This is a genomic window from Erythrobacter sp. W36 (genome assembly GCF_057364935.1).
The window spans coordinates 3,134,087-3,160,670 of the sequence record NZ_CP200281.1 but is presented as its reverse complement, the minus strand read 5'-3'; the positions used below and the strand labels follow the sequence as shown (position 1 = coordinate 3,160,670).

Annotated in this window: 22 protein-coding genes and 2 pseudogenes; 12 read left to right on the top strand and 12 right to left on the bottom strand. The window is 60.3% G+C overall.

The genetic code is table 11. The features are described from left to right. Positions 1–508: 508 nt before the first annotated feature. Positions 509–958: a hypothetical protein gene (locus AC0V6U_RS15530; RefSeq protein WP_472644030.1), complete on the top strand. Its 450-nt coding sequence runs from the start codon at positions 509–511 to the stop codon at positions 956–958. 3 nt (positions 959–961) lie between these two features. Here the strand turns inward: AC0V6U_RS15530 and AC0V6U_RS15525 are convergent, their stop codons facing one another. After that, positions 962–2,521, bottom strand: a complete 1,560-nt coding sequence (locus tag AC0V6U_RS15525) for a class I adenylate-forming enzyme family protein (protein ID WP_472644029.1) — start codon at positions 2,519–2,521, stop codon at positions 962–964. Positions 2,522–2,636: 115 nt separating this feature from the next. On the opposite strand from AC0V6U_RS15525, the gene AC0V6U_RS15520 reads away from it, so the two are divergent. From AC0V6U_RS15520 to AC0V6U_RS15505, 4 genes and pseudogenes are all read left to right on the top strand, one after another. Then, positions 2,637–3,503, top strand: coding sequence for a PIG-L family deacetylase (locus AC0V6U_RS15520; RefSeq protein ID WP_472644028.1), 867 nt, complete (start codon positions 2,637–2,639; stop codon positions 3,501–3,503). A gap of 129 nt (positions 3,504–3,632) precedes the next feature. Then, positions 3,633–6,180: pseudogene (gene gyrB / locus AC0V6U_RS15515) on the top strand (DNA topoisomerase (ATP-hydrolyzing) subunit B). Positions 6,181–6,294: 114 nt separating this feature from the next. Then, the gene (locus tag AC0V6U_RS15510) at positions 6,295–7,389 is read left to right on the top strand and encodes an AI-2E family transporter (RefSeq protein ID WP_472644027.1); all 1,095 of its coding nucleotides are present in this window, start codon (positions 6,295–6,297) and stop codon (positions 7,387–7,389) included. Positions 7,390–7,495: 106 nt separating this feature from the next. Next, complete coding sequence (locus AC0V6U_RS15505) at positions 7,496–8,278, top strand: M50 family metallopeptidase (RefSeq protein ID WP_472644026.1); 783 nt, start codon at positions 7,496–7,498, stop codon at positions 8,276–8,278. Here AC0V6U_RS15505 and AC0V6U_RS15500 read toward each other — a convergent pair. The 7 genes from AC0V6U_RS15500 to AC0V6U_RS15470 form a co-directional block, all read right to left on the bottom strand. Next, the gene (locus AC0V6U_RS15500) at positions 8,275–8,913 is read right to left on the bottom strand and encodes a hypothetical protein (protein ID WP_472644025.1); all 639 of its coding nucleotides are present in this window, start codon (positions 8,911–8,913) and stop codon (positions 8,275–8,277) included. The genes AC0V6U_RS15505 and AC0V6U_RS15500 overlap by 4 nt on opposite strands. Before the next feature lie 124 nt (positions 8,914–9,037). Further along, positions 9,038–9,679, bottom strand: coding sequence for a 1-acyl-sn-glycerol-3-phosphate acyltransferase (locus AC0V6U_RS15495; protein WP_472644024.1), 642 nt, complete (start codon positions 9,677–9,679; stop codon positions 9,038–9,040). A 197-nt stretch (positions 9,680–9,876) separates the two neighbouring features. Further along, complete coding sequence (locus AC0V6U_RS15490) at positions 9,877–10,116, bottom strand: hypothetical protein (protein WP_472644023.1); 240 nt, start codon at positions 10,114–10,116, stop codon at positions 9,877–9,879. Between the two features lie 11 nt (positions 10,117–10,127). Beyond that, positions 10,128–11,735 (bottom strand): carboxyl transferase domain-containing protein, encoded by a 1,608-nt coding sequence (locus tag AC0V6U_RS15485; protein WP_472644022.1) that lies wholly within the window; start codon positions 11,733–11,735, stop codon positions 10,128–10,130. Further along, entirely contained in the window at positions 11,732–12,094 is a 363-nt protein-coding gene (locus tag AC0V6U_RS15480; RefSeq protein WP_472644021.1) for a hypothetical protein, read from the bottom strand. Before AC0V6U_RS15480 ends, AC0V6U_RS15485 begins: the two co-directional genes overlap by 4 nt. Further along, complete coding sequence (locus AC0V6U_RS15475; RefSeq protein ID WP_472644020.1) at positions 12,091–12,390, bottom strand: DUF1330 domain-containing protein; 300 nt, start codon at positions 12,388–12,390, stop codon at positions 12,091–12,093. Before AC0V6U_RS15475 ends, AC0V6U_RS15480 begins: the two co-directional genes overlap by 4 nt. Beyond that, positions 12,390–13,556 (bottom strand): isovaleryl-CoA dehydrogenase, encoded by a 1,167-nt coding sequence (locus AC0V6U_RS15470; RefSeq protein ID WP_472644018.1) that lies wholly within the window; start codon positions 13,554–13,556, stop codon positions 12,390–12,392. The genes AC0V6U_RS15475 and AC0V6U_RS15470 overlap by 1 nt, the downstream gene beginning before the upstream one ends. 231 nt (positions 13,557–13,787) lie before the next feature. On the opposite strand from AC0V6U_RS15470, the gene AC0V6U_RS15465 reads away from it, so the two are divergent. The 4 genes and pseudogenes from AC0V6U_RS15465 to AC0V6U_RS15450 all read left to right on the top strand — a co-directional run bounded on the left by AC0V6U_RS15465 (position 13,788) and on the right by AC0V6U_RS15450 (position 18,030). Beyond that, entirely contained in the window at positions 13,788–15,218 is a 1,431-nt protein-coding gene (locus AC0V6U_RS15465) for a sensor histidine kinase (protein WP_472644017.1), read from the top strand. A gap of 10 nt (positions 15,219–15,228) precedes the next feature. After that, positions 15,229–15,720, top strand: coding sequence for a hypothetical protein (locus AC0V6U_RS15460; RefSeq protein WP_472644016.1), 492 nt, complete (start codon positions 15,229–15,231; stop codon positions 15,718–15,720). An 18-nt stretch (positions 15,721–15,738) separates the two neighbouring features. Then, entirely contained in the window at positions 15,739–16,497 is a 759-nt protein-coding gene (locus AC0V6U_RS15455) for an ATP-binding cassette domain-containing protein (protein ID WP_472644015.1), read from the top strand. Beyond that, positions 16,494–18,030: pseudogene (locus AC0V6U_RS15450) on the top strand (glycine betaine ABC transporter substrate-binding protein). Before AC0V6U_RS15455 ends, AC0V6U_RS15450 begins: the two are co-directional and overlap by 4 nt. A 7-nt stretch (positions 18,031–18,037) precedes the next feature. Here the strand turns inward: AC0V6U_RS15450 and AC0V6U_RS15445 are convergent. Both AC0V6U_RS15445 and lgt read right to left on the bottom strand, forming a co-directional pair. After that, on the bottom strand, positions 18,038–19,102 hold the full coding sequence (locus tag AC0V6U_RS15445; RefSeq protein WP_472644014.1) for a class I SAM-dependent methyltransferase: 1,065 nt from the start codon (positions 19,100–19,102) through the stop codon (positions 18,038–18,040). Continuing rightward, a complete protein-coding gene (lgt, locus tag AC0V6U_RS15440) occupies positions 19,099–19,983 on the bottom strand; it encodes a prolipoprotein diacylglyceryl transferase (protein WP_472644013.1) in 885 nt (294 codons plus the stop codon). Before lgt ends, AC0V6U_RS15445 begins: the two co-directional genes overlap by 4 nt. 205 nt (positions 19,984–20,188) lie before the next feature. Between lgt and AC0V6U_RS15435 the strand changes: the two genes are divergently transcribed. Continuing rightward, entirely contained in the window at positions 20,189–21,895 is a 1,707-nt protein-coding gene (locus AC0V6U_RS15435; RefSeq protein WP_472644012.1) for a class I adenylate-forming enzyme family protein, read from the top strand. Between the two features lie 25 nt (positions 21,896–21,920). Beyond that, positions 21,921–24,701: a [protein-PII] uridylyltransferase gene (locus tag AC0V6U_RS15430; protein WP_472644011.1), complete on the top strand. Its 2,781-nt coding sequence runs from the start codon at positions 21,921–21,923 to the stop codon at positions 24,699–24,701. A gap of 33 nt (positions 24,702–24,734) precedes the next feature. On the opposite strand, the gene AC0V6U_RS15425 is transcribed toward AC0V6U_RS15430, so the two are convergent. Together AC0V6U_RS15425 and AC0V6U_RS15420 are read right to left on the bottom strand one after the other, a co-directional pair. Further along, positions 24,735–25,211, bottom strand: coding sequence for a hypothetical protein (locus tag AC0V6U_RS15425; RefSeq protein ID WP_472644010.1), 477 nt, complete (start codon positions 25,209–25,211; stop codon positions 24,735–24,737). A gap of 6 nt (positions 25,212–25,217) precedes the next feature. After that, positions 25,218–25,883, bottom strand: a complete 666-nt coding sequence (locus AC0V6U_RS15420; protein ID WP_472644009.1) for a YggS family pyridoxal phosphate-dependent enzyme — start codon at positions 25,881–25,883, stop codon at positions 25,218–25,220. A gap of 75 nt (positions 25,884–25,958) precedes the next feature. On the opposite strand from AC0V6U_RS15420, the gene AC0V6U_RS15415 reads away from it, so the two are divergent. Then, entirely contained in the window at positions 25,959–26,408 is a 450-nt protein-coding gene (locus AC0V6U_RS15415; protein WP_486169517.1) for a thiamine phosphate synthase, read from the top strand. Positions 26,409–26,584 lie beyond the last annotated feature (176 nt).

Sequence of the window (26,584 nt, the reverse complement as noted above, 5' to 3'; positions counted from 1 at the left end):
CCCCTGCGCCTGAGGTCCTGCGAAATATGTGGTCGAGGATACGTAATGAACGCATGATGTCATGTAACTTTATTACGACCTTTGCGAACTAACCGCCGACACCAAGTTAAAGACCCCATTTCAAGGAATTCAAAATGCGTATTATCTCTGAGAAAATTCTCGCCCTGACCGTTGCCCTCGCCGTAAGCGGCGCTTCGTTTCAGGCTATTCTCGTCTAAAATCTGAAAATAATTTCCCAATCTTTTCAGTCCTCTGATCGAAAAGATACGGGAAATGAAAAAAGTCCGCAGGCGCTTGTAACCCAATCGGCAAACCCCGCGAACATCATAGTGTAAGCTCAAGACCACCCTGACTTGAGCCAACACAATGCGCGGTCACCGGCTCACCCCCTGACCCCCCTGAAAGGCTGGTGGCCGCGCATCCCCCTCCCCCTTACGAAGCATCGCTTTACACATGAGTCACGTGGCCGTAGCGTCATGGGATCATATCTCAGGCAGAGCGGGGCAACATGCCAAACATCGTCACAAGAGCTGCATTGCTCACAATTGCCGCAATGATGCCTGCCACCGGATCGGCGCAATCCATCAATCCCGCTTTGGATAGAGCACAGGGAGAGACGCAGGTTGCCGCTGCGATCACCATTCCACTCGGGCATTCGGCCGATCGCACACAAACCGCGCCGAGAGTGGAGCTAATCACTCGCTCGCGAACAGCATCAAGCGAACTCGATTTTACACTCCGCAGTCATCAAACTCAGTGGCAAGAACGGCGGCTGGGTTTTACACTGGATGGCAGTGATCGTTTCATGATCAACGGCCAACCTTTGGCCGCGCCCGATACGAAGAACAATCTCAACACCGGTGAAACTTTCCTCGTGATCGGCGGAGTTATTTTGGTTGGCGCAGTAATCGGCGCTGCCGCTTGGTATAATGCGGTTAACAACGACACGGGCGAATAGAACTTAGAGCGCGGCGCTCACCGCCAAGCGTTCCGCCCGTTCGCGCAGCTCCGTTTTGAGCAGCTTGCCAATATGGCTACGGGGCATTTCATCAATCACATAGAGCGCTGAGACGCGCTGGGTCTTGCCCAGCCGCGCGTTCACCGCGCCGCATATCTCAGCCACATCGCGCGCCGTCCCTTCCAGAACCACAAAGCCAACCGGGGTCTCGCCCCATTGCTTTGACTCGATCCCGACCACGGCTGCTTCGATCACGTCGGCCTCTTTCTCCAGCTCCGCCTCCAGATCGCTGGGATAGATGTTGAACCCGCCAGAGATGATCATGTCTTTGGCCCGCCCGACCAGCTCGACAAAGCCATCCTCATCAACGCGGCCAATATCACCCATCCGCATCCACGCCTCGCCGGTTGCTGGATCGGTCCATTGGGCCTCGGCGGTTTTGCCAGGCTGGTTTTTATAGCCCGCCATCATGGTGTGGGATCGCCCGATAAGATTGCCCGGCGTGCCAGCGGGCACGGGCGTGTCTTCGTCATCCAGCACTTTAAGCTCGCTGCCGGGCGCGGGCCGCCCGACTGTGTGCAGCTTGTCCGGAAACTCGTGACAGGCCAGCAGGCACACGACCCCGCCTTCGGTCATCGAATAGATCTCGATCAGCCCGCCCGGCATGCGCGCAAGCACCTCGCGCTTCAGCTCAGCGGAAAACGGCGCAGAAGTGCAATATTTGAGCGCGATGGGCGAGAGATCAAAGTCATCAAACTGCGCAAAGTCCATCAGCCGCTGATATTGCACCGGGACCAGCATGGTCACATTGGTGCGATCCGCCTGAGCGTGGGTGAGCCAGCGCTCGCAATCAAATTTGCCCATAATGCGCACTGTCCCGCCCGCCAGCAGCGGCGGCAGAAAGGCGACCATGGTCGTGTTGGAATAAAGCGGCGTACTGGCGAGCGAGCGGACCTCCAGCCCCGCTTCCAGATAAGAGGCAGCGGTCGTGGCAAATTGCCGCCAGCGCATTTGATGCGAATGGACGATTCCCTTGGGAATGCCGGTCGTCCCGCTGGAATAGATGATGTTGAAGGCGTCTTTGGGATCGGGCTCAAATGCGGGTGCAGGGGTGCCCGCAGGCGCCATCCAGCTGCGGACGTCTTCGAGCGGCACGTGCTCAAACTCTGGCAGAAACCCAGCGCCCAGCTCATCCGCCTTCACGCCGTCAATAAACAGATGCCGCGCACCGGAATCCTGTCCCATCCCCGCCAATTGCTCAGACGACGCGCTGGTCGTCAGCGGCGCAGCAACACCGCCCGCACGCACGGCGGCCAGAAACACCAAAGCGTAATTGATGCAGGACGTGCCAAGGATCGCGACCGATTGCCCGCGCTCCAGCCCAGCCTCCACCAACCGCGCTGCCAGCCTTGCGGTCAGCTGATCCAGCTCGGCCCAAGTGACCGAGCCCTGCTCATCAAGCAGTGCGGGCTTGTCGGGCTGGATTTCGGCCCATGCGCTGAGGATTTCGGGAAAAGAGCCGTAGGGCTGCGTCAGACGGGCAAGCATTGTGTCGGTTGTCATATCGGCGGACCTTAATGGCCAACGCGCGCCGCGCAATGGTTCAAGATGGTGGCACAATCCGTTAAGGCTTGCCTGCAAGAATGCTCCAAACATTCGCGAAAGGCGCTGAAGACCTATGACACAGCAATGGATCAATGCCGCAAAGGCTAGCCTCACTTGTGCAGCGCTTGCTTGTCTCTCCACGCCTGCACTGGCGCAAGACCAAGTGGAGCAGGACCAAGCTCAGCAAGAAGAAGGCGAACTGGTGCCCGAAAACGCGCCGCAAGGCCTGCGCCGTGTCGGGGGACCGAGCATTCTCGTGATACTCGCGCATCCAGATGATGAGGTGACGATCGCGCCGATCCTCGCCCGTGCGGCCCGTGACGGTGCGGACATCAGCCTGGTCTTTGCCACCAGCGGCGATGCCGGGCCGGGCACCAGCGGCCTCGAACCAGGCGAGAAACTGGCACGCCTGCGAGAGGGTGAGGCTCTATGCGCTGCGTCAGCCTTAGGCCTGGAAGACCCCATATTCTGGGATTTGGGCGATGGCACATTGGCGGACCAACCGCGCGATCCCGGCAGCGCACCGCGCCAAGCGCTCGCCAAAATTGCGGCGATTATCGCGGAAAAACGCCCGCAGGTGATTATGACCTGGGGGCCCGATGGTGGCTATGGCCACGGCGACCACCGCATGATCAGCGCTGCTGTCACTCAGGTTGTGCAAGGGATGGACGGGCGCCGGCCTGACCTGCTCTATTCCGCCATACCCGCTGGATCGCGCCCTGACCTGCCAGAATTTGAAGCCTGGGCGACCACGGCCCCGCAGTTGGTGACGGACCGGCTGCGCTATCAACGGCAAGATGTTGAAACCGCAGCAAGTGCGATCGATTGCTACAAAAGCCAATTCAGCGAGGAAGTTCGCGAGGCGCTTGCACCGCTTTTGCACCGCACAATCTGGCGTGGTTCGGTGCATTTCCGGCTCGCTTTTCCAGCGCAAAGATAGGCGCAGCGCAAGCGCCAAAACCCTAGCCTGATCCGCCCCAAAAATCGGCTTTCGGGCGGACAGTGGAAAACCTCGAACTATACCCTGCATTCGCTTGGGGTTCGCCCGCAGAGCGCCTATATGATGGGCATGGACGACAACACCTCAGAAACACCCGAAAACACTCCTGAAACTGGCTCCAGGCCGGAAAAACAGCAGGGCGAATATGGCGCCGATTCGATCAAGGTTCTCAAAGGCCTTGATGCGGTGCGCAAACGCCCCGGCATGTATATCGGCGACACCGATGACGGTTCGGGCCTGCACCACATGGTGTTTGAGGTGTCTGACAACGCGATTGACGAAGCGCTCGCGGGGCATTGCGACCTCGTTCTGATCGAGATGAACGCCGATGGCAGCGTCAGCGTTGAGGACAATGGCCGCGGCATTCCCGTGGGCATGCACAAGGAAGAGGGCGTCTCCGCCGCAGAGGTCATCATGACCCAGCTGCACGCAGGCGGTAAGTTTGAAAACACCTCTGACGACAACGCCTATAAGGTCTCTGGCGGCCTGCACGGCGTGGGTGTGTCCGTGGTCAACGCCCTGTCTGAATGAGCTCGAGCTGAAAATCTGGCGCGACGGCAAAGAGCACTGGATGCGCTTTGAACACGGCGATGCGGTGAACAGCCTCGAAATTCTGGGCGATGCGCCCAAGGTGGATCAGAACCCGGACGATAACGGGTTTAAGAAGGGGACGCGCGTCACCTTCCACCATTCGAACGACACGTTCAAAAACGTCACCGAATACGATTTTGATAAGCTGGAACACCGCTACCGCGAGCTTGCTTTCCTCAATTCCGGTGTGCGCATCCTGCTGCGCGACAATCGCGGCGAGGAAGTCGTAGAGCATGATCTGTTCTACGAAGGCGGGATCGCTGCATTCGTGCGCTATCTTGACCGCAATAAAGAGGCGCTGATCACCAATCCGATCTCTGTCTCGGCAGAGAAAGAAGGCATTGGGATCGACGTCGCGCTGGAGTGGAACGACAGCTATTACGAGAACGTCCTCACCTTCACCAACAACATCCCTCAGCGCGACGGCGGCACGCACCTTGCGGCCTTCCGTGCGGCGCTAACAACCACGCTCAACAATTATGCTGCCTCCAGCGGCCTACTCAAGAAAGAGAAGGTCACGCTGTCAGGCGAAGATATGCGCGAAGGGCTGACCGCGATTGTCAGCGTCAAACTGCCTGATCCGAAATTCTCCTCGCAGACCAAAGACAAGCTGGTAAGCTCTGAAGTGCGCCAGCCGCTGCAATCGCTGATGGGCGAAAAGATGACCGAATGGCTGGAAGAAAACCCAGCCGAAGCAAAGATCATCATCCAGAAGATCATCGATGCCGCCGCCGCTCGCGAAGCCGCCAAGCGCGCCCGCGAAATGAGCCGCAAGGGCGCGATGTCGGTCGCATCCCTTCCCGGCAAGCTTGCCGATTGTCAGGAACGCGACGCGACCAAGGCCGAACTGTTCCTGGTCGAGGGCGATTCCGCTGGCGGTTCTGCAAAGCAAGGGCGCGACCGCAAGACCCAAGCGATCCTGCCGCTCAAAGGTAAGATCCTCAATGTGGAGCGCGCGCGGTTTGACCGGATCATCTCATCAAAAGAGGTCGGCACGCTGATCCAGGCGATGGGCACCGGCATTCGCGATGAGTTCGACCTTGAGAAGCTGCGCTATCACAAAATCGTGATCATGACCGATGCTGACGTCGATGGTGCGCACATCCGCACGCTGCTGCTCACCTTCTTCCACCGGCAAATGCCGGAGATCGTGAAAGCCGGGCACCTCTTCATCGCGCAGCCGCCGCTGTATAAGGTCGCGAAGGGCCGAAGCGAGGTCTACCTCAAGGATGACCGCGAGCTTGATCGCTATCTGATCCAGGGCGGATTGCAGGGCCGCGTGCTCGACAGCGGAGCCGCGCAGCGCAGCGGCAATGAGCTGGAGGCGCTGGTCGATCATGCGCTTCGCATGCGCAATCTCATCGCTTTTGCGCCGCGCCGTTATAACTCCGCCATTATCGAGGCGATGGCGCTCGCGGGCGTGTTCAACCCCGATGATCTCGGCTCTGCCGAAGCGCTCGATAAAGCCGCCGCGCGCCTGCAATCGGGCGATGCCGATGCGAAATGGAGCGCGCGCCGCACCGAAGATGGCAGCATCGCCTTTGAGCGCCTGTGGCGCGGCGTCACCGATGCGCATTTGTTTGAGGCGAAGTTCCTCGAAAGCGCCGAGGCGCGCAAAATGCACAGCGTCGCTGGCGAAGAGGCGGATGTCTACGGCACGGCCAATGTGCTGGTGAAATCCACCGCCAGCGATAGCGATGACGCCAGCGAAGAAAACAGCGATGATGCGCCGGTCGCCGCTAGCGGTGACGATGCGATCACCCGCCCGACAGAATTGCTCGATGCCGTGCTGGCTGCCGGGCGCAAAGGCCTTTCGATCAGCCGCTATAAGGGACTGGGCGAGATGAATGCGGAGCAGCTGTGGGAGACCACGCTTGATCCAGAAGCGCGCGTGCTGCTGCAGGTGAAGGTCGAGGATGCGGACGTTACGGACGAGATCTTCACCCGACTGATGGGCGATGTGGTGGAGCCGCGCCGCGAGTTTATTCAGGATAATGCTCTCAATGTCGCGAACCTGGATGTGTAGAGGCTAGCGGGGCCGCTCGGCGGCTCCAATCCCCCTACCCATCCGTCATCGCTAACGGGCCTTATGGCGCGGAGACTCTTGAAACCGCCCGTGTTTTAGCCGAGATGGAACTCTATGAGCGAAGTCCATCACAAAACCCCGCTAGAGCAGTCCAGCTTCCTATTGCTGGTTGCCGCTGTCACCGTCTTGTTGCTGGTGATTGTCTGGCCGTTTTTTAATCCGCTGCTGTGGGCTGCGCTGGCCGCCGTCATGTTCCGCCCGCTGCACCGCTGGGTGCTGGCGCGGGTTGGCGGACGGATGAACCCGGCGGCCGGGATCACCATGCTGATCATCACATTTGCGGTGCTGCTGCCGGCGATGTTTATTGGCGGATTGGTGATTGACGAGGCGGCCGCCGTGGTCGCGGCCTTCCAGAATGGCGAGATCGATATCGCCGCCTGGTTCAACACGATTTATGCCGCCGTGCCGCTGTCGATCCGGGAATCTCTGGAAGCCTCAGGCTGGACCGACCTTTCCAATCTTCAGGCCCGCGCGCAGGAAGTGATCGGCGAAAGCGCCGGGATCATCGCGCGCCAAGCGGTAGCAGTCGGAGGCGGGGCGCTCGGCTTCTTCCTCAGCTTCACCATTGGGCTGTATGTCACATACTTCCTGATCCGCGATGGCAAGCGGGTGGGCGAGACGATCCTCTCCAGCCTGCCATTGGAGCGGCCGATCGCAGACCGATTGGCAGAGAAATTCCTCTCTATCGTACGCGCGACGATCAAGGGCTCGCTGGTTGTTGGTGTGGTTCAAGGGGCTTTGGGCGCAATCACATTCTGGATCGCGGGCATTCCCTCCGCGATTCTTTTCGGAGTGGTAATGGCGATCCTCTCGCTGATCCCGGCGGTGGGCACGGCTCTCGTGTGGTTGCCCGCGGCGCTCTATCTGCTCGCAGTAGGCGATATATGGCAGGGCCTGTTCGTGCTGTTTTCCGGCGCATTGGTGATAGGCATGGCCGACAATGTCCTGCGCCCGATCCTGGTGGGCCGCGACACTGGCATTCCCGATTGGATCATCCTGGTCACGACATTGGGCGGGATCGCTTTTGCGGGCTTTTCCGGCATTGTCCTGGGCCCGCTGGTCGCAGGCCTGTTCCTTGCCAGCTGGTCAATCCTGCAGGAACAACGCGCCGAGGGAGAGGATAGCGTTCCTGCCGCGCCGACATACTGACGCACCTCGCGGGCGCACCGATCCGCTGGCGGATTGAAAAATCCGCTGCCCCTGCCCATGTTGGGCGGGTGAGAGACAGCCAAGCAACATCGGATAGCGCCCAGTAATGCAGTCTGTGGTCAAACCCGGCAGCCAGGCCGAGCAGGTCGGGCGACTCATCCTGGCGGTGGTGGTGATCCTGTTCATCCCCGCTTTGCCGTTTGGCAATTACATCATCTATCCCTTCTCGATCCTAACCACATGGTTCCACGAAATGGGGCACGGGATGACCGCGATTTTGACCGGTCAGGAATTTGAGCGCCTGCTGATCTATGCCGATGGTTCAGGCGTTGCCGAGAGCCGTCTTGACGGTGATGCAGGCCCCTTCACCAGAGCCGCGATTGCCGCTGGCGGTCCGCTGGCGCCCAGCGTGGTTGGCGCGGCGTTGATCCTGGCGAGCGCCAATGCGAGATATTGGCGGCCTGCCCTGTTTGCGCTGGCGGGAGCGATTGCGATCTCAACCGTGTTCTATGTCCGCTCCGGCGTGGGACTGGCGATGCTGCCGCTGGTCGGCGCGCTGATCGGTGTGATCGCGTGGCGCGCGCCCGATGGGCTGGCCCGCTTCGCGCTGCAGTTTCTGGGCATGCTGGCGGCGATGAGCATGCTGCGCGATTTCGACTATCTGTTTACTGAGCGCGCGGTGATCGGGGGCAATTCCATGCTGTCGGATACGGGCGCGATTGAAGCGGCGCTGTGGCTGCCGCATTGGTTCTGGGCCGGGGTGCTGATCGCGACATCCACGCTGATGATCGGGGCGAGCCTGAAGTACGCTTTGTCTGACAATAGCAAACCGCGCCGCCCGCTGCCGCGTCCCAACAATGTGCTGCAATTCAGGGATCGCAAGGATTAAGTCGCGATGCGCAGGGTGTTGACCCCGCCAGCGCCAGATCCCGTTTCGCCTGACAATCCGGCAAAGATCGTGTCGACAATCCGCGCGAGTTTTTCTTCCGTAAGCTTATCGCCCATCATCACCAGAGCATCGGGCAAGGTGTAGATGCTGACCATTTGGTTGATCAGCGACAGCGCCTCATCAATCTCCAGCCCGGTAAAGAAACCATCGGCCTGAGCCTCGGCAATCAGCTCGCACAGATAGTGATCGGCAAGATCGATGTTGGAGCGGATGCGTTCGAAATTGTCCGTGCCCATGCGGCACAGGATCGCGAAATAGACCGGGTTCTCGCGGTAGCGATCGCGCGAGATAACAAAGCGGCGGCGGAAGAATTCGTAGATCTTGCGATTGGGCGGCAGATCGCTCGCCATCACCTCTTCCATCACATCATTGTGCGGCTTTAGCCAATGCGCCGCCGCGGCATCATAGAAGTCGTCTTCGTTCTCAAAGATTTCATCGAAACGCGCGCGCGACAATCCGCTTTCGGCGATGACAGTCTGCATTTCGATCACACCGCCGCGCTGGTCCACCAGATCAAGCGCAAGCTGCACGATCCGCGCGCGCTCGCTGTCGATTGCTTGTTTGCTCAACGGCATCTGGACTACCCTCCTAGTCTAGACGCTAATGTAGGGGCGGAGCGAGGCGTGTTAAAGGCATAAGGCAGCACTTTTACAAGGTAGCCTGACAAATCACGCGCGGGGCAGCTTCGCCCGCCCGCTTTCAGCCTTCGGTCTTGCCCTCAATGATCGCGCGGGCCTGGGCCTCCAGAACTTTGTAGCGCGGATAATCGGGCCGTTTGGAACGCAGCCACGCGGCAATTTTTGCCAGATCTTCGCCGTAATTGCCGCTGGGGATCATCGGCTCGCTAAAGCCCATGACTCGGTCTTCCCAGCTCACCCAGGCGAGCACGATCGGCACCTTGGCAGCCTGCGCGATATGGTAGAAGCCAGACCTCCATTTGCCATCGGATTTGCGCGTTCCCTCTGCCGCCATGACGAGTGCCAAGTGATCGCGTGCGGCAAACTCGTCCGCCACCTGTTCAACCGCGCTGTTGCTCCTCGTCTTGTCCACCGGAACACCGCCCATATCGAGCATGAAATTGCGAAGGATCCCTTTAAACAGGGTGTGTTTGCCCATGAAATTTGGCTTCACCCCTTCGACGGCAGTTGCGCCGACAAAGAACACAAAGTCCCAATTGGAGGAATGCGGCGCGCCAGCCAAAACATACTTTTTGATGTCCTTGGGCAGGCGAGTGTCGATTTTCCAGCCCTGAAATTTGTAGATCGCCAAGATGATGCGGCGCACGATGCGCGAGAGGATCGTCGGCTTGCGCAGCTCTTTGCTCGGTATGGTTTCGGTCAATTCTCTCTCCCCCAGCAAGTGGGTGAGGGCGTTGTGCCCTTATTGTAGGCAGTTACGCAAGGGTGGGGATGAGGGTTTCAGTCAAGCTTCGTCTATCTACTCGTCATGCTGAACTCGTTTCAGCATCCATCTTCAATCAATCAGCAAAGTTGGGAATTGGGGATGGACCCTGAACCAAGTTCAGGGTGACACTCGATTTAGGACAAGTCTTCGAAATCCTTGCGGGCTTCTTGCCATGCTTCCCATGCATTTTCAGGATCAATGTCCAAGTAGCCCCGTCCCTCAATCACTTCGAGATGCTGCTCTCGAGTCATTGCAATTGCCTCGGATGTATCTCGTATCTCAATCACCTCCTGCTCAGTGAGGGAAGCGCCTTTCTCACGTTCCTTGTTCAACAAAACAGCCACCAGCGCAGGGACATGTACAATATCGAGCAAACCGACCTCCTCTACATCCTAAACACGCCAAAGCTTGGGCGCTCTGGGATCGGCGCTTCGAGCGTCGCGGCGAAGGCCAGGCCCAGCACGTCGCGGGTCTGCGCGGGGTCGATCACTCCATCATCCCACAACCGCGCGGTCGCGTAGTAGGGATTGCCCTCGTCTTCATACTTCTGCCGGATCGGGGCCTTGAAGGCCTCGGCTTCATCCTCTGACCATTTGTCAGCATCGCGGTGAACCGTGGCGAGCACGGATGCGGCTTGCTCTCCGCCCATCACACTGATCCGCGCATTGGGCCAAGTGAACAGGAAACGCGGAGAGTACGCCCGCCCGCACATGCCGTAATTGCCCGCGCCGAAAGACCCACCGATCACCACGGTGATCTTGGGCACGGTCGCGGTCGCAACCGCCGTCACCAGCTTCGCGCCATGCTTCGCGATGCCCTCTGCCTCGTATTTCCCGCCGACCATAAAGCCGGAGATGTTTTGCAGGAACAGCAGCGGAATGCGGCGCTGCTGCGCGAGTTCAATGAAATGCGCGCCCTTTTGCGCGCTTTCTGAAAACAGCACGCCATTGTTCGCCAGAATCGCGACCGGCATGCCCCAGATATGCGCAAATCCGCACACTAGAGTGCTGCCATAATGCGCTTTGAATTCATGAAATTCGCTGCCGTCGACCAGGCGCGCAATGATCTCTTTCACATCATAGGGCGCGCGCACATCATCGGGCACGACAGAGTACAACTCGTCCGCATCAAACTTCGGCGGGCGCGGGTCTTTGCTCGCAATATCACTTGCGGCTCCGGTGTTTTCGCCAAGGTGCGAGATGATATCGCGCACAATCGTCAGCGCGTGCTCATCATTCTCGGCCAAGTGATCAACCACGCCCGATTTCTTCGCGTGCAGATCGCCGCCGCCCAGATCCTCTGCGGTGATTTCCTCGCCCGTCGCCGCCTTCACCAGCGGCGGCCCGGCGAGGAAGATCGTGCCTTGCTCGCGGACAATCACTGTCTCGTCTGACATCGCCGGCACATAGGCGCCGCCTGCGGTGCAGCTGCCCATGACGCAGGCGATTTGCGGAATGCCCGCTGCGCTCATGTTGGCTTGGTTGAAGAATATCCGGCCAAAGTGATCGCGGTCGGGGAAGACCTCGGCCTGATGCGGCAGGTTGGCCCCGCCGCTATCGACCAGATAGATGCACGGCAGACGGTTCTCCATCGCAATCTCTTGCGCGCGGAGGTGCTTCTTCACCGTCATCGGATAGTACGTGCCGCCTTTGACCGTCGCATCATTGCACACGATCATCACTTGGCGGCCCGATACGCGGCCAATCCCTGCGATCATGCCCGCACCGGGAATATCAGTGTCATAGAGGCCATTGGCCGCGAGCTGGCCGATCTCAAGAAACGGCGAGCCGGGATCGAGCAGGCGCTCCACCCGCTCGCGCGGCAGCAGCTTGCCGCGCGAAACATGCCGCTCGCGGCTGCGCTCCGAACCGCCAAGGGCAGCTGTTGCCACCGTCGAACGCAGGTCGGCGGCGAGCGCTTTGTTATGCGCAGCGCGCGCCTTTACCTCTGGGCTTTCAATGTCGAGTTTCGAGGTCAACACGGGGGCGGTCATCTGTAGGCTCCGATCAGCGCGAGAATTCCGGCGAGCCCCATGGGTATCCAGCCGGGATGTTTAAAATGAGAGGTCGCAATATCCGCTAGACCCAGAGCGATCCAGAACAATCCGATCAGTATGACCAGTCCGCGCGGTGTGTCTGGCCATGCCACGGCGGCGGCGCTCAAAACCATAAAGGCGGATAGCGAATGCCACAGATAGCGCAGCAAGGTCGGCGCGATTTCCATATCGGGGTGAGGATTGCCGCCCTCTAACATCGGCCCAAGCACAGAGCTCGCCCCGCCGGTCGAGTGCAAAATCGCGGTGATCACCATGACGGCGGCAGACATCAGCAGCCAGATTGACGTTCCGATCAAGCGGAGTCCTCCGTACCCTTCACGATGATCGATTCCGCCGTGCTGCCCGCATCGCGATATTTGCCGATCGCCTTGTACTCAGGCGAGAGGAGCCATTCGAACAGCTTCGGCTTATCCGGAAACTCGATCAGCACGCTGCGGGTCGCGTTCCATTCCCCGCCGACAACTTGCGGCTCTTCATCAACGCTCAGCATTTTGCCGTCGAATTTCTCAAAGATGTCCATGAACTGCGCTTCGTATTTGTCGTATTCGGCGCGGTCATGGATGGTCATGCGGGAGATCATGTAGACGGGCATTATCCCGCCGCTCCAATCAGCTCCCGCCCGATCAGCATCCGGCGAATTTCATTCGTGCCCGCACCGATGTCGAGCAGCTTCGCATCGCGCATATAGCGCTCTACCGGCCAATCCTTGGTGTAGCCCGCGCCGCCCAGCGCCTGCACACTTTCAGCAGCGACGCGGAAAGCGTTTTCGCTCGCGAGCAGGATCACGCCCGCGGCATCAAACCGGGTGGTCTGATCGCCGTCACAGGCTTTCGCCACCGCATAGGTGTAAGCGCGCGCCGATTGCAGCGCGACATACATGTCGGCGACCTTGGCCTGCATCAATTGGAAGCTGCCGATGGGCTTGCCGAACTGCTTGCGCTCCCGAAGATAGGGTATGACGCAATCAAGGCAGGCCTGCATAATGCCGAGTTGCAGCCCGGCGAGCACAACGCGCTCATAATCGAGCCCGCTCATCAGCACGCCAACGCCGCCGTTTACCGGCCCCATCACGCGGTCCTCCGGAATGTGGCAATCGTCAAACACCAGCTCTGACGTGGGCGATCCGCGCATGCCGACCTTGTCGATTTTCTGGCCGATAGAGAAGCCTTCGTCATCCTTCTCGATCAGGAATGCCGTGATCCCGCGCGAGCCCGCATTGCCGTCGGTCTTGGCATAGACCACCAAAGTATCCGCCTCTGGCGCATTGGTGATCCAGAACTTGGTGCCGTTGAGCACATATCCGCCCTGAACAGCTTCGGCTTTCAGCTTCATGGAGACGACATCAGAGCCAGCGCTCGCTTCGCTCATCGCCAGCGATCCGACATGCTCGCCGCTGATAAGGCCGGGCAGGTACTTGGCCTTTTGCTCTTCATTGCCCCAGCGGCGGATTTGATTGATGCAAAGATTGGAATGCGCGCCGTAAGACAGGCCAACGCTGGCCGATGCCCGGCTAACCTCCTCAACCGCGATCACATGCTCCAGATAGCCCAGGCCTAGGCCGCCATCGGCCTCGTCCACGGTCAGCCCGTGCAGGCCAAGCTCGCCCATCGGCTTCCACAATTCGCGCGGGAACCAGTCTTCGCGGTCGGCCTTTTCGGCCAGCGGCATGATCTGCTCATCGGCAAACCGGCCAACGCTGTCGCGGATCATCTCAGCCGCTTCGCCGAGTTGAAAGTCAAAGTCTGGGGTAGCGCGCATTTTTCATTACCTTGCGTGAAATAATATGTTCCCCCTGCCATATCATTGCGCAGGCTAAGCGCAAACTTTCTAAGCGCATTTCCCTCGGTGCTCATCCTCAATTTGAGCTCAGACGCGTTTACTGTATGTGGGGTCTGAAAGGACCAATTCCCTGACACTTTTGGATGCACCCCCTGGCCATCTGACCAGTCTCCCGCAAAGGAGTTTTGCGACGAGCGCAGCCGCCTGCGCGTGCTGGCGAGCTTTGATCTTGATGGTGTGAGCGGCGATCCAGAACTGGCACGCTTGGTCAAATTTGCCGCGAAATTGTGCGATGCGCCGTCCGCCTCGGTCAGCCTGGTCGAGGAAGTGCGGCAGCGCTTTATCGCCAGCGAAGGGCTGGACATTTCCGAGACTCCGCGCTCGACCAGCTTTTGCGCGCAAACCATGCTCGGCGATGATCTGTTGGAAGTGCTCGATGCCGCCACTGACGCGCGGTTCCAGGACTACGCTTTGGTGCGTGAGGCCTCGCACCTGCGCTATTATGTCGGTGCGCCGCTCATCTCTTCAGAGGGTGCGCCGATGGGCGCCCTTTGCGTGACGGATACAACGGCGCGGACCCAGGGCTTGTCGGACTTGCAACGCGAAGGCCTGATCGTGCTGGCCGAGGCGGTAAAGCGCCGTTTGGAAGCGCATAGGCAAGCGCATCTCGCCGTATTTGAACTGAAAGAAAGCGCCGAGCGGGTGCAATTCATCCTCGACGGCGTGCCCGATATCGCCTGGTCGGCGGCCCCCGGCCCGGTGTTCGACAATTTCAACGCGCGCTTCACCGAAGTGACCGGCGGCGCGCCGCCCAGCAGCGTGGATGATTGGCGCGCATTCATCCATCCTGATGACTTCGAGGCCTCTTCAGTGAAGTTCGAAGAAGCCATCTCAACCGCCAGCGAATTTGCCGATGAATGGCGCCTGCGCCAGGCCGATGGCTCCTATCGCTATGTCATCTCGCGCGCGGTTCCCTCGACCGATGATCCGGCCACCGCGCGTTGGTTTGGCACGCTGACCGACATCGACGATCGCTATCGCATGTCGCAGGAGCGCGAATTGCTAGCGGGCGAGCTCGCGCACCGGATCAAGAACATCTTCTCGGTCATCACCGGGCTGATCTCGCTGCGATCACGCGGGGATGACGCCAATCAGAAATTTGCCGAAGAGCTCAACACCAATCTTCGTGCACTCGCCCGGGCTCAGGAATTCGCCATGCCGGTCAGCGGCAGCCGCGGCGAAACATTGGCCGATCTGCTGAGGGTGCTGATGGCCCCATATGGCGCAGACAGCTCCGACGTGGTCAGCATTACTGGCGATAACGTGAATTTCGGCGGAGGCGCGGCGATCCCGCTGGCGCTGATATTCCACGAGCTCGCAACCAATGCGGCCAAATATGGCGCGCTCAGCGCTCCTGCAGGCCGGGTTGCGATTGATATCGCTGAAGCCGGCGATGAGGTTGTGATCACATGGCGCGAAAGCGGCGGGCCAGAAACCGCCGAGCCGCAGGAAACAGGCTTTGGCTCGCGCTTGATCAGCATGGCCATCAATCATCAATTGGGCGGCACCATGACCCAGGATTGGCAGAAAAGCGGCCTGATCATCACCATAAGGGTTCCGCGAGAGCGCCTAACCCAGTAGGCTTCTCGCCATGCTTTTACGAACACGCACACTCAGCCTTTTCCTTGGCGGCCTGTCTTTAGCGCTTGCCGCCTGCGCCCCAGAGGAAGAGGGCGGCTCCGACGGCGCAGACACTGCATCCGAAACGCCGAGCGATAGCTCCGCGCCGACCGCCGCATCCAACGATGCGCCAATGGCGGAAACGGGCTGGGTCGCAATCGGAACGGACGGCGCGGTCTACACCACATTCTTTGATGCCGATGGCACCTACCGCGATTTTCGCAATGGCGATCCGGTGCAGCAAGGCAGCTGGGAACGGCGCGAAGATGCGCGGCTATGCCTGATCCCTGCGGGCGAGCAGGTGCGCGGCGAATGCTGGTCAACCAGCGCGGTCGATGATGAAGGCAATATGCGCAGCACCGATGGCACAGGCCGAACGATTGAGCTGAAACGCGTAACCTACATCGCGCCAACAGCAGCTGCCGAGGATGGCGACGCGGCATCCACCGAGGGCGAGGGCTAAGCCATCACCTCACAGGCCTTGCTGAAATTTGAAGGCGCCAGCCGCCGATATGGCGATGTGATCGCGGTCGGCTCGGTCGATCTTGAGATCGCCAAAGGCAGCTTCGTCGCTTTGGTCGGGGCCTCCGGGTCCGGCAAATCGACGCTCCTCAAGATGGTCAACACGTTGGAGGTGCCAAGCGCTGGCAAAGTGCTGTTCGCAGGCGATAATGTCGCCGCGCAGCCGCCAGCCGCTCTGCGCCGCCGGATCGGCTATGTCTTTCAAGGGATCGGCCTATTCCCGCATTTGCGCGTAGGAGAGAATATCGCGATAGGCCCCCGCCTGGCGGGCGAGACTTTGAGCGCGGAACGCATCACCGAGCTGCTGGAGCTGGTCGAGCTGGAAGGCGAAATGGCGGGCAGAATGCCGGATGAGCTATCGGGCGGTCAGCGCCAGCGGGTCGGCGTCGCCCGCGCGCTCGCAATTGAGCCGGAGCTGCTGCTGATGGATGAGCCATTTGGAGCGCTCGATCCGATCACCCGCGATGCCTTGGGGGAAACCGTCAGAGAGCTGCATAAGCGCCTCGGCCTCACCACCATCATGGTCACCCACGATATGGCCGAGGCTCTGCTGTTGGCGGACCGAGTGCTGGTGATGGAGGCGGGCGCGATCGTCGCCGATGAAACGCCCCATGCCCTGCTCGCTGGCAAAGGCGGAGACATTGCTCAAGGCCTGGTCGCTGTGCCGCGTCAGCAAGCGGAAAGGCTCGCGGCGATGGAGGCGAGCGGGCCAAAGTGAGCGAATTTCTCGACCTACTCTTCGGGCTTGGCGACAAGCTGACCGCGCATATCGTGCTCGCGGCCAGCGCGATTGGCCTTGGCATCGCGGTCGCCCTGCCGCTTGCGGTCTGGGCCAGCCGCTCACGCAATGTTGCGCGGGTCGCGCTGGGCTTTGCGAGCCTCGTCCAGACGATCCCGGCGCTGGCCCTGCTCGCGCTGTTCTTCCCGATTCTGCTGAGCCTGCGCGCCATCTTCGGCGAGGGCCTGCCCACGCTCGGCTTCTTGCCCGCGCTGCTCGCGCTTGCGCTCTATGCGCTGCTGCCGATCCTGCGCAATGCGGTGACCGCGCAGGCCAATCTCGACCCCGGCGTGCTGGAGGCGGCCGATGGCGTCGGCATGACCAGCTGGCAGAAATTGCGCCTGGTTGAGGCGCCGCTCTCCGCGCCCTTCATCATGGCAGGTATTCGAACCGCCAGCGTGTGGACCATCGGCGCGGCCACGCTCTCCACCACGATTGGCCAGCCCAGCCTTGGCGATCCGATCTTTGCCGGGCTGCAAACGCAAAACTGGGCGCTGGTGCTGGCTAGGCTGTTTAGCCAGCGCGGCGCTCGCCTTGATCGCGGACAATTTGCTGGGCCTGATTGAACGCGGCCTCGCCCGCCGATCAAAGGTCATGTGGGGCAGCGGGCTGATCGCGGTTGCCGCCGGGATCATCGCCGCGCTCAGCGTGCAGTTTGGCGGGGAGGAAGAAGACACGATCATCATCGCCTCGAAGCAATTTTCCGAGCAATATATCCTCGCGCAATTGATCGGATCGCGGCTGGAGGCGGCGGGCTATGCCGTGGAATATCGCGACGGCATGGGCTCCGCTGTAGTCCACAATGCGGTCGCCAGCTCAGCCATCGATATCTCGGTCGATTACACCGGCACGATCTGGACCAACAATCTAAAGCGCACCGACAACCCCGGACGCGAGGCGATGTATCAGACCATCAAGGACTGGGAGGCTGAGGAGAACGGCGTTCTCGTGCTTGGGCGGCTAGGGTTTGAAAACGCCTATGCCTTTGCCATGCGCGAAGACCGCGCGGCAGAATTGGGCCTCACCTCGCTGGAGGATTTGGTCCGCGTTGCGCCGCAGCTGACCGTTGGCGGCGATCCTGAATTCTTCGAGCGCCCGGAATGGATCGCGGTGCGCGATGCTTACGGTATGCGCTTTGGCGAGACACGCAATTTCTCGCCCACCTTCATGTATAATGCGCTGACCTCGGGCGAGGCGGACGTAATCAGCGCCTACACCTCCGACGGGCGCATTGCAGCCGACCGCTTGGTGGTGCTGGAGGACCCGCGCGAGGCTCTGCCCAGCTATGATGCGATGCTGATGATTTCCCCGCGCCGGGCAAATGATGCGGCCTTGATCGCTGTTCTGGAGCCGCTGATCGGCGCGATCAGTGTGGACGCGATGCGAGAGGCGAATTTCGCGGTCGACCGGCAAGAGGACAAGCTAAGCCCGAAAGAAGCGGCGAAGCAATTGGCCGAGGAGATTGGGCTTTAGTTCAGCCCTAAGACACGAAACCCGCGCCCTGTTTTGGCCAGCCGCCACCCGATAGTCCCATCACTTTAAACAACTCGCCCATTTGCTCGGCCTCCACGAGCCGATCCCGCTGCCGCTGAAGCTTCGCTGCATTTTCCGGCGACTGCCGCTGCAAGGCCTCCAGCCGCGCGTCGATCCCAAGTGCGCTCAGCCACCTCCCCTGCGTCGCCAGTCCCATGACATGCGCGCCGTGCTGCGCTGCCGTCTCGCTCAGCTGGCCAAAATCGACATGCGCGGTCAGGTCTGCCTCACCCGGCGCGGCAAAGGCATCGACCTTTTGATGCGACCGGATCGCTTGCAGGGTTGACCCGGCGCTGAGCCGAGCCGTGCCATAATCCACCACCAGCGCCGCGCCGCCTTGGCCCGCCAGCCGCTCGGCAATCTCAGCCATAACGCTCGCGGCGGCAGGGCAGGTTTCGATCAAAGTGCCTTCATCCGCGCCGCGCCATTGCTCCGGCACGGCGGCGTCCATCGGCTTGTCTCCGGCGACGAAGACGAGCTCGTCGCCTTCCAGCCCGACCATCCGCTCGCGCCAGCCACCCGGCGTGCGCAGCAATTGGCGGATCGGCAGCGCATCGAAAAACTCGTTCGCCACCAGCAGGATCGGCGCGTCATCGGGCAGGCTGCTGACATCATCATGATGCGTGACACCCGGCACAGCCCCGCGCTGAACTGCGCGCAAGCTTTCAGATCCTTCGACAAAATGCACCTGGGGCTTAAGCCCAAAGCGCGCCACCGTGCGCAGCGCATCAGCGGCCAAAGTTCCGCGCCCTGGGCCAAGCTCGACATAAAGAACCCGCTCTGGCGAGCCCATTTGCGACCACAAATCCGCCAGCCACAGGCCGGCAAGCTCGCCGAACATCTGGCTAATCTCAGGCGCGGTGATGAAATCGCCGCCACTGCCAAGCGGATCGCGGCTGGTGTAATAGCGCGCGTTGCTCTCACCCATGAATTGCAGCAGGCTGATCGGGCCGGTCTCGCGGATCAACCGGCGAAACATGGCCGTCAGCTCGCCATTGGCGCGCTCACTCATGCGGAGGCCGACGCGCTCCCGCCGGTGCCGACAGGCTTCTTCATGACCGCCATCAGGGTGACCGCCAAGCCAACCAGAATCACAGGGATCGTGAGCCACTGCCCTTGGCTAAGGCCGGTTTCGCTGACCCTGAATGCCCAATCCTTGTCAGGCTCGCGGAAGAATTCATTGATGAAACGCGCAGCACCGATGCCGAGCAGGAAGACACCGACCAGCAAGCCGCGGCGATAGCGCGCGCCGGTTTTCCAGAACAGCAGCAGCAGGATAATCAGCAGCAGCAGACCTTCGAGCCCCGCCTGATAGAGCTGGCTGGGGTGGCGAGCGACGTCGCCCCCGCCGGGAAAGACCATGCCCCAGGCCACATCCGTCGGGCGGCCCCACAGCTCGCCATTGTTGAAATTCGCCAGCCGCCCCAGGAACATGCCCATCGGCACTGTTGTGGCGACGTAATCTGTCACCCGGATAAAATCGAGCTTGCCTGCCCAAGACACCCAGCCCATCGCCAACATCACACCAAGAAGGCCGCCGTGGAAGCTCATCCCGCCATCCCACAGCCTCAGCAGCTTCCAGCTGACAAACCCTTCGCCGCTGAAATCAGTAAACAGTTCAGGCTGATAGAACATCGCATAGCCCAATCGTCCGCCCAAGATCACACCCAGCGTGCAATAGAAGAACAGGTCATCGGCATGCCGCTGAGCCATCGGCGCGCCGGGCTGCTTGAGCATTTTGGACACTTGCCAATAGGCAAAGATCACGCCCAGCAGATAGGCCAGCGAATAATATCGCAAGGTGAAGAAGCCCAGATCAATGCCCGGCGTAAATCCAAGCTCTGCCCAATAGATTGGGTCGGCGGCGCCGCTGGCGGCGAGTAGTGACAGCACGAAGCGAACCTCTTATTCACGCAAATGAGACGTCAAAGCGCAGATGACGCGCCCTTGATGCGCGGCTTTTGGCACAGCGGGTGGTCCGGGGGAACCCTCTGCTATCAGTGAGCATTACAAGTGAGAGAAAAACGCACGTCGGTTTGCGCTTGCCGCACGCTGGCGCTCACCTAAAAAGAATAAAAAATTAAGGAGAGAGATTCGCATGCCCACACAGTTGGACACTGCACTAGAGGCCATCATTGGCGAGCTGACCAAAGAGGGTCAGCCATTTGTCACCAAACAGGTTGAGCGCGGCGGAGTAGAAATGCCCGCCTTCCTCGGCGCGCCGCCAACTTTGGCGCATTATTTCGCGCATTTCTGCAACGAGCACAAAGACGTCGAGTTTCTGGTCGACGGCGATCTGCGCCTGACCTTTGGCGAATGCTGGCATGCGGCGACCCATGTCGCGCACGGCCTGGCGACCCAGCATGATGTGCAGAAAGGCGACCGGATCGGAATCGCTGCACGCAACTCGGCCAATTGGATGATCGCCTATATGGGCATTGTCATGGCTGGCGGCTGCGCGACTTTGCTCAATGGTTTCTGGTCGGGTGATGAGCTTGCCTACGGCATTCGCCTCGCTGAATGCAAAGCGGTGGTGGTTGATGCAGGCCGGGCGAAACGTCTGGAAGGCACAGATCACAGCGCAAAGCTGATCATGATGGAGCATGACTGCGCGCCATCAGAGGGCCTCAAGGCTACTTGGGCCGAAGGGCAAACCGCCATGGCGATGCTCGGCCAGCTGGGCGCAGATGATCTCGCGACCATTCTCTACACCTCTGGGTCGACCGGTCAGTCGAAAGGCGCCTGGTCCGATCACCTCGGCGTTGTCAGCGGCACGATGAACTATGTCGCGCAAAGCGCAATGGCGAAACTGCTGCTGGAAAGCCAGGGCCAGGAACTGACGGATCAGCCATGCGCGCTGATCGCTGTGCCGCTGTTCCACGTCACGGGCGAGGTTCCGCTGTTCCTCCAATCCTATGCGATTGGCCGCAAGCTGGTGCTGATGCCGAAATGGGACGCGGAGGAAGCGCTGCGCCTGATGGAGGCTGAAAAGGTCACCTATTTCGTCGGCGTGCCGCTGATGAGCTATGAAATTGCGACCCATCCCAACCGCAGCAGCTATGATCTTACCGCGTGTAAGAGCTTTGCCGCTGGCGGCGCACCGCGCCCGGTTGAGCACGTCAATAAGATCAAGGAAGCCTTCCCAGAGGGCTTCCCGCTGCTCGGCTATGGCCTCACCGAAACCAATGCGGTGGGCTGCGGCAATTTTAACGAGAACTATATGGCAAAGCCCGGCTCAACCGGAAAAGCCAGCCAGCCATTGGTTGATCTGCGCATCCTCAATGATGACGGCGCTGAGCTGCCTCAAGGCGATATCGGCGAAGTGTGCATCCGTTCGGTCGCGAATTTCCGCGGCTATTGGAACAATGACGAGGCAACCGCCGCCGCCTTTACCGACGATCAATTCTTCCGCACTGGCGATCTCGGCTATCTCGATGAAGACGGCTATCTCTTTATCGTTGATCGCAAGAAAGACATCATCATTCGCGGCGGTGAAAACATCACCTGCATCGAAGTGGAAGATGCGATCTATGCGCATGCCGATATCGCAGAATGCTCTGTCTTCGGCCTGCCGGATGAGCGCATGGGCGAAGTGCCAGCGGCGATCTTCCGTGTAAAGGACGGCGCAGCGGCGATGAATCAGGCGCAGCTGCGTGAGTTCCTGCTCAGCCGGATTGCGCCGTTCAAGGTGCCACTGGAGGACCATATCTTCGTCTCCACCGAAGTGCTGCCGCGCCTCGGCACGCAGAAGATCGACAAGAAGAGCCTGCGCGAGCAATTCACCGCGCAAATGGAACAAGCATGAGGGCGCCGGGCACGCTGCATAAAACATGACGGCCGTGCCCGGCCCTGCCAAGACGCCGCGCGTGCCTCGGCAGCGCGCGATCGTCGATCGCCGTCTTCTCGCGGAGCAGGTCACTGCTCTTGCTGAGGAGCACGGAGCCGATGCGCGCCCGCAAATTGTCGAGGCGCTGCACAGCGCCTTGGACGCTGGGCGCGCTGAACTGGCTGAGCGGCTGAAGCAAAAACCCGCTGCCGGATATGAATGCGTTCACGGCCATTCGTTCCTGATCGATCAATTGGTGCGCGTGATCCACGATTACGTGACGGTCCATGTCTACCCGATAGCCAATCGCACGACCGCAGAGCGCCTCTCAATCCTGGCGGTTGGCGGTTATGGTCGCGCAGAAATGGCGCCGCATTCCGATGTCGACATCGCCTTTATCACGCCCATGAAACGCGCGCCCTGGTGCGAGCAGGTGATCGAGGCGATTCTCTATCTGATGTGGGATCTCGGCCTGAAGGTCGGTCATTCCAGCCGCACTATTTCCGACACGATGAGCATGGCGAAAGAGGATTTGACGATCCGCACCGCTCTGCTCGAAGGGCGTTTCATCTGGGGTGATCAGCAGCTTTATGATGAGCTGAGCGCCCGTTTCTGGAGCGAGGTTGTCAGCGGCAGCGAGCGGCAATTCCTCACGCAAAAGCTCGACGAGCGCAATGAGCGGCACAAGCGGATGGGCAACAGCCGCTATGTCGTGGAACCGAACATTAAAGAGGGCAAAGGCGGCCTGCGCGATCTGCAAACGCTCTATTGGATCGGCAAATATATCCACCGCGCCCGCAACGCCGCCGATCTGGTCGATGTCGGCCTGCTGACCAGCCAAGAATACCGCAGTTTCCGCCGCGCAGAAGGGTATCTGCTGGCGGTGCGGTGCCACATGCACGATCTCACCGACCGGGCCGAGGACCGGCTGACCTTTGATTTGCAGCGCCAAGTGGCTGAGCGGATGAATTTCGCTGATCGGCCGGGCAAGAGCGCGGTTGAACGCTTCATGCAGTTCTATTTCCTGCAGGCAAAACGCGTGGGCAGCCTGACCGGTGTCTTCCTCGCTCACCTCGACCAGAAATTCGCGAAAAAGCGCGCCTCCAGCGGCTTCTTTGCCGGTTGGGGTCAAAAGTCTCGCACGCTCAAGGGCTACACCGTTTTTGGCGGCAAGATTAAGGCCCCGACCGACAAATGGTTCCGCGATGATCCGGTGCGCCTGATTGAGCTGTTCCAATTGGCGGAGGCTGAGGGTCTTGAGGTTCATCCCGAAACCATGCGTCAGGCCGACCGTGACAGCCGCCTGATCAACCGCGCGGTGCGCCGGGACAAGCGCGCCAATGCTCTGTTCCTGTCGCTGCTCGGCGGGCGCAATGATCCTGAGACTGCACTGCGCTGGATGAATGAGGCAGGTGTTTTTGGCCGCTTCGTGCCCGATTTTGGCCGCGTGAACGCTCAGATGCAGTTCGACATGTATCACCATTACACCGTCGATGAACACACGATCCGCGCGATTGGCCTGCTCAACAAAATCGAGAAGGGCGAGCTTAAGGATGACCATCCACGCGCAACCCGGATCATCCACAAGCTCAAATCGCGCCGCGCACTCTATGTTGCGGTGCTGCTGCATGACATCGCCAAGGGGCGTGGCGGCGATCACTCGGTGCTCGGCGCGGAAGTCGCCGAAGAGCTGTGCCCGCGCTTTGGCTTGGACGAGGAAGAGACCGAGCTGGTCGCGTGGCTAGTGCTGCAACATCTGCTGATGAGCTCCACCGCGCAGAAGCGCGACCTCACCGACCCGCAGACCATCGAGACCTTCGTGGCCGAGGTGCAAAGCCTGGAGCGTCTGCGCAATCTCGCAATCCTGACCGCGGTCGACATTCGCGCCGTTGGCCCCGGCACTTGGAACAGTTGGAAGGGTCAGCTGCTCGGTGAATTGTTCGATGGCGCGCAAGAGCGGCTGCGGCTGGGCCATATGCGCCACGGCCGCAAGGAACGCGTCGCGGCCAAGAAAGCAGCGGCGAGTGAATTGCTCGGCGATAATTCGGCTCTGGTCGCAGAAGTCGGCGATCTGCTGGGCGATGCCTATTGGATTGCTGAGCCCGAAGACATCATCGCGCTCAACCTGGTGCAATATGACGTGGCCCGCAAAATCGAAGATCACCTCTCAATCCATTGCGAGGTCTATGAGAAACGCGGCGCGACCCTCGTCAGCGTTATCGCGGCCGATGACGCAGGCCTGTTTTACCGCATCGCTGGCGGCATCCATCTGGCCGGGGCGAACATCATCGATGCCCGCATCCACACCGCGAAAAGCGGCTATGCAGTCGATAACTTCCTGGTCCAGGACCAGCATGGCCAGCCCTTCAGCGAAGACACGCAAATTGCCCGGTTGAAGACAGCGATCACCGATGCGCTGACCGGCAAAACGTCGTTGGTGCCAAAACTCGCCGCTCGCCCGCTGCCGCACCGTCAGTCAAAGGCGTTTTCCGTCGCCCCGCGCGTCAATTTCGACAACGAGGCCTCTGGCCGCTTTACCCTGATCGAGGTGACCGCGCGCGATCGCCCAGCTTTGCTCAACCGCCTGGCCCATGCGCTCTATCAGTCGAACCTGATCGTCCAATCAGCCCATATCACCGCCTATGGTGAGCGGGTGGTGGATACTTTCTACGTCACTGATTTGACCGGCGCGAAGGTGACAGCGAAAGAGCGTCTGGATGAAATTCGCAACGCTCTGCTAGAGGCGGCAAGTGATGAGAAACAGCGCCAGTTGGAGAAGGTTTGAGGTTGGCTTGAGCTAGGCGCCTCAGCCACCAAACTAACCGCGCGCCATCACCAATAGCAGAGCGATTTTGCGGCAATCAAAGCCCACGAAAGCCCATTCAAAGGTCGCATCAGAAATCGGGTTCCATAGTCCGTCAAACCGATTGCTCAGAACCGTGCGCTGCGCTGGTTGAAAGGCGTTGATGAACGCGTTTGCGCAAGTCCCTGCTCGCTCTGCGCCCAGCCAAGTTTGCCGCTGAACCATCTCGCGTTCAAATGCATCTGACATCACTGTGGTCGCGGCTCTTGCACCGCTGGCATCCTCGCTCGCATCGAGCATTTCCCAGTTGAAGCCGATTTCCTTGAAGCCAAATTGAGCGACCAACCTGTCGGCAATCACGCTCGGCGCATCGAAGCATTCCTCTAGCGATGCATATTCAAAGCGGACATCCGCCTGCGCGCCAAGCGGCTCCAGCCAGTCGGCACCAAAGGCGATTAGCTCAGACAGTTCGTCGGGCGCTGCGGCACTCATGGCGCTTTAGCCCCCGCGCGCGCCAAACAGGGCCGTGCCAACGCGCACATGGGTCGCGCCCAATTGCACGGCTGTCTCATAATCGCCGCTCATCCCCATCGAGAGTCCTGCGAGATCATTGTCCTGCGCAAGCTTATGCAGCAGCGCAAAGAACGGCGCGGGCTCAATGTCCGCTGGCGGCAAGCACATCAGGCCCGCGACCGGAATACCCGCGTCGCGCGCCTTGGCGAGCAGATCCGGCACATCAGCAATAGCGCAGCCGCCCTTTTGCTCTTCAGCGCCAATATTGACTTGGATAAAGCACGGTACTTTCCTGCCCGTCTTGTTCATCGCCTTGGCCAAAGCCTTCAGCAGGCTTGCCCGGTCGAGGCCGTGAATACAGTCGAACAGCTCCACCGCATCCTCCGCCTTGTTCGATTGCAATTGGCCGATCAGATGCAGTTCCACATCAGGATATTGGTCACGCAGGGCGGGCCATTTGTCCTGCGCCTCTTGCACACGGTTTTCGCCAAACACGCGCTGCCCCTCTTCAAGCAGCGGCACAATCCGCTCTGCTGGATGGGTTTTGCTGACCGCGATCAGGGTCACATCCTCGGTCTCGCGCCGAGCGATCTTGCACATCTTGGCAATTTTGGCCTGCACTTCGCCAAGCGGTGTTTGAGCTATTTCCATATCGTCTTGTCCTTTGCCCGCGCTATAGCGGAGCCATGGCGTCACACCAGACCATCGCTGCTCAGCTTGCCCAATTTGTGGCTCATTTCTGATGCCCGCAATGATGCCGGGCTGGAGCAGGCGCTCAGCGCATTGCCGCGCGGCAGCGGGTTTATCTATCGCCATTATCACTTGGATGATCCGGCGCGGTGGGAGCGTTTTTGCGCGCTCCGCAACGTCGCAAAAGCGCGCGAGCATGTGATCATATTGGCCGATAGCGCTTTAACTGCGCGGGAATGGGGCGCGGATGGCATTTACGGCCCGCCCCGATCACTGACCCCGCGCCGCTCAGACATACTGCATCTCGCCACCGCGCATGACCTCCATGAGATTGGCCTTGCGAACCGCTTTGGCGCGGACGCGGTGCTGCTTTCGCCAGTGTTCCCAACCCGCTCTCATGCCGCAGCGGCAAAGTGCTTGGAACCGCTCGTTTTCAACGCCTTAGCCAGTATTGCCACGCGCCTGTCATTGCACTCGGCGGAATGAACGCGCAGCGGGCAAAGCGGCTTACATGCCGCAATCGTCCGGCCCGCTGGGCCGCGATCGACGGGCTATCTTGAAGCAATAGCCACTGGCCCCCGCCGTCGGCGCCCTCCAACAGTTTCACCGCACTATCGCTCTTGGCTTGACCCCGAGTCCTCGCTCTGCGATTCTTGGGCGAC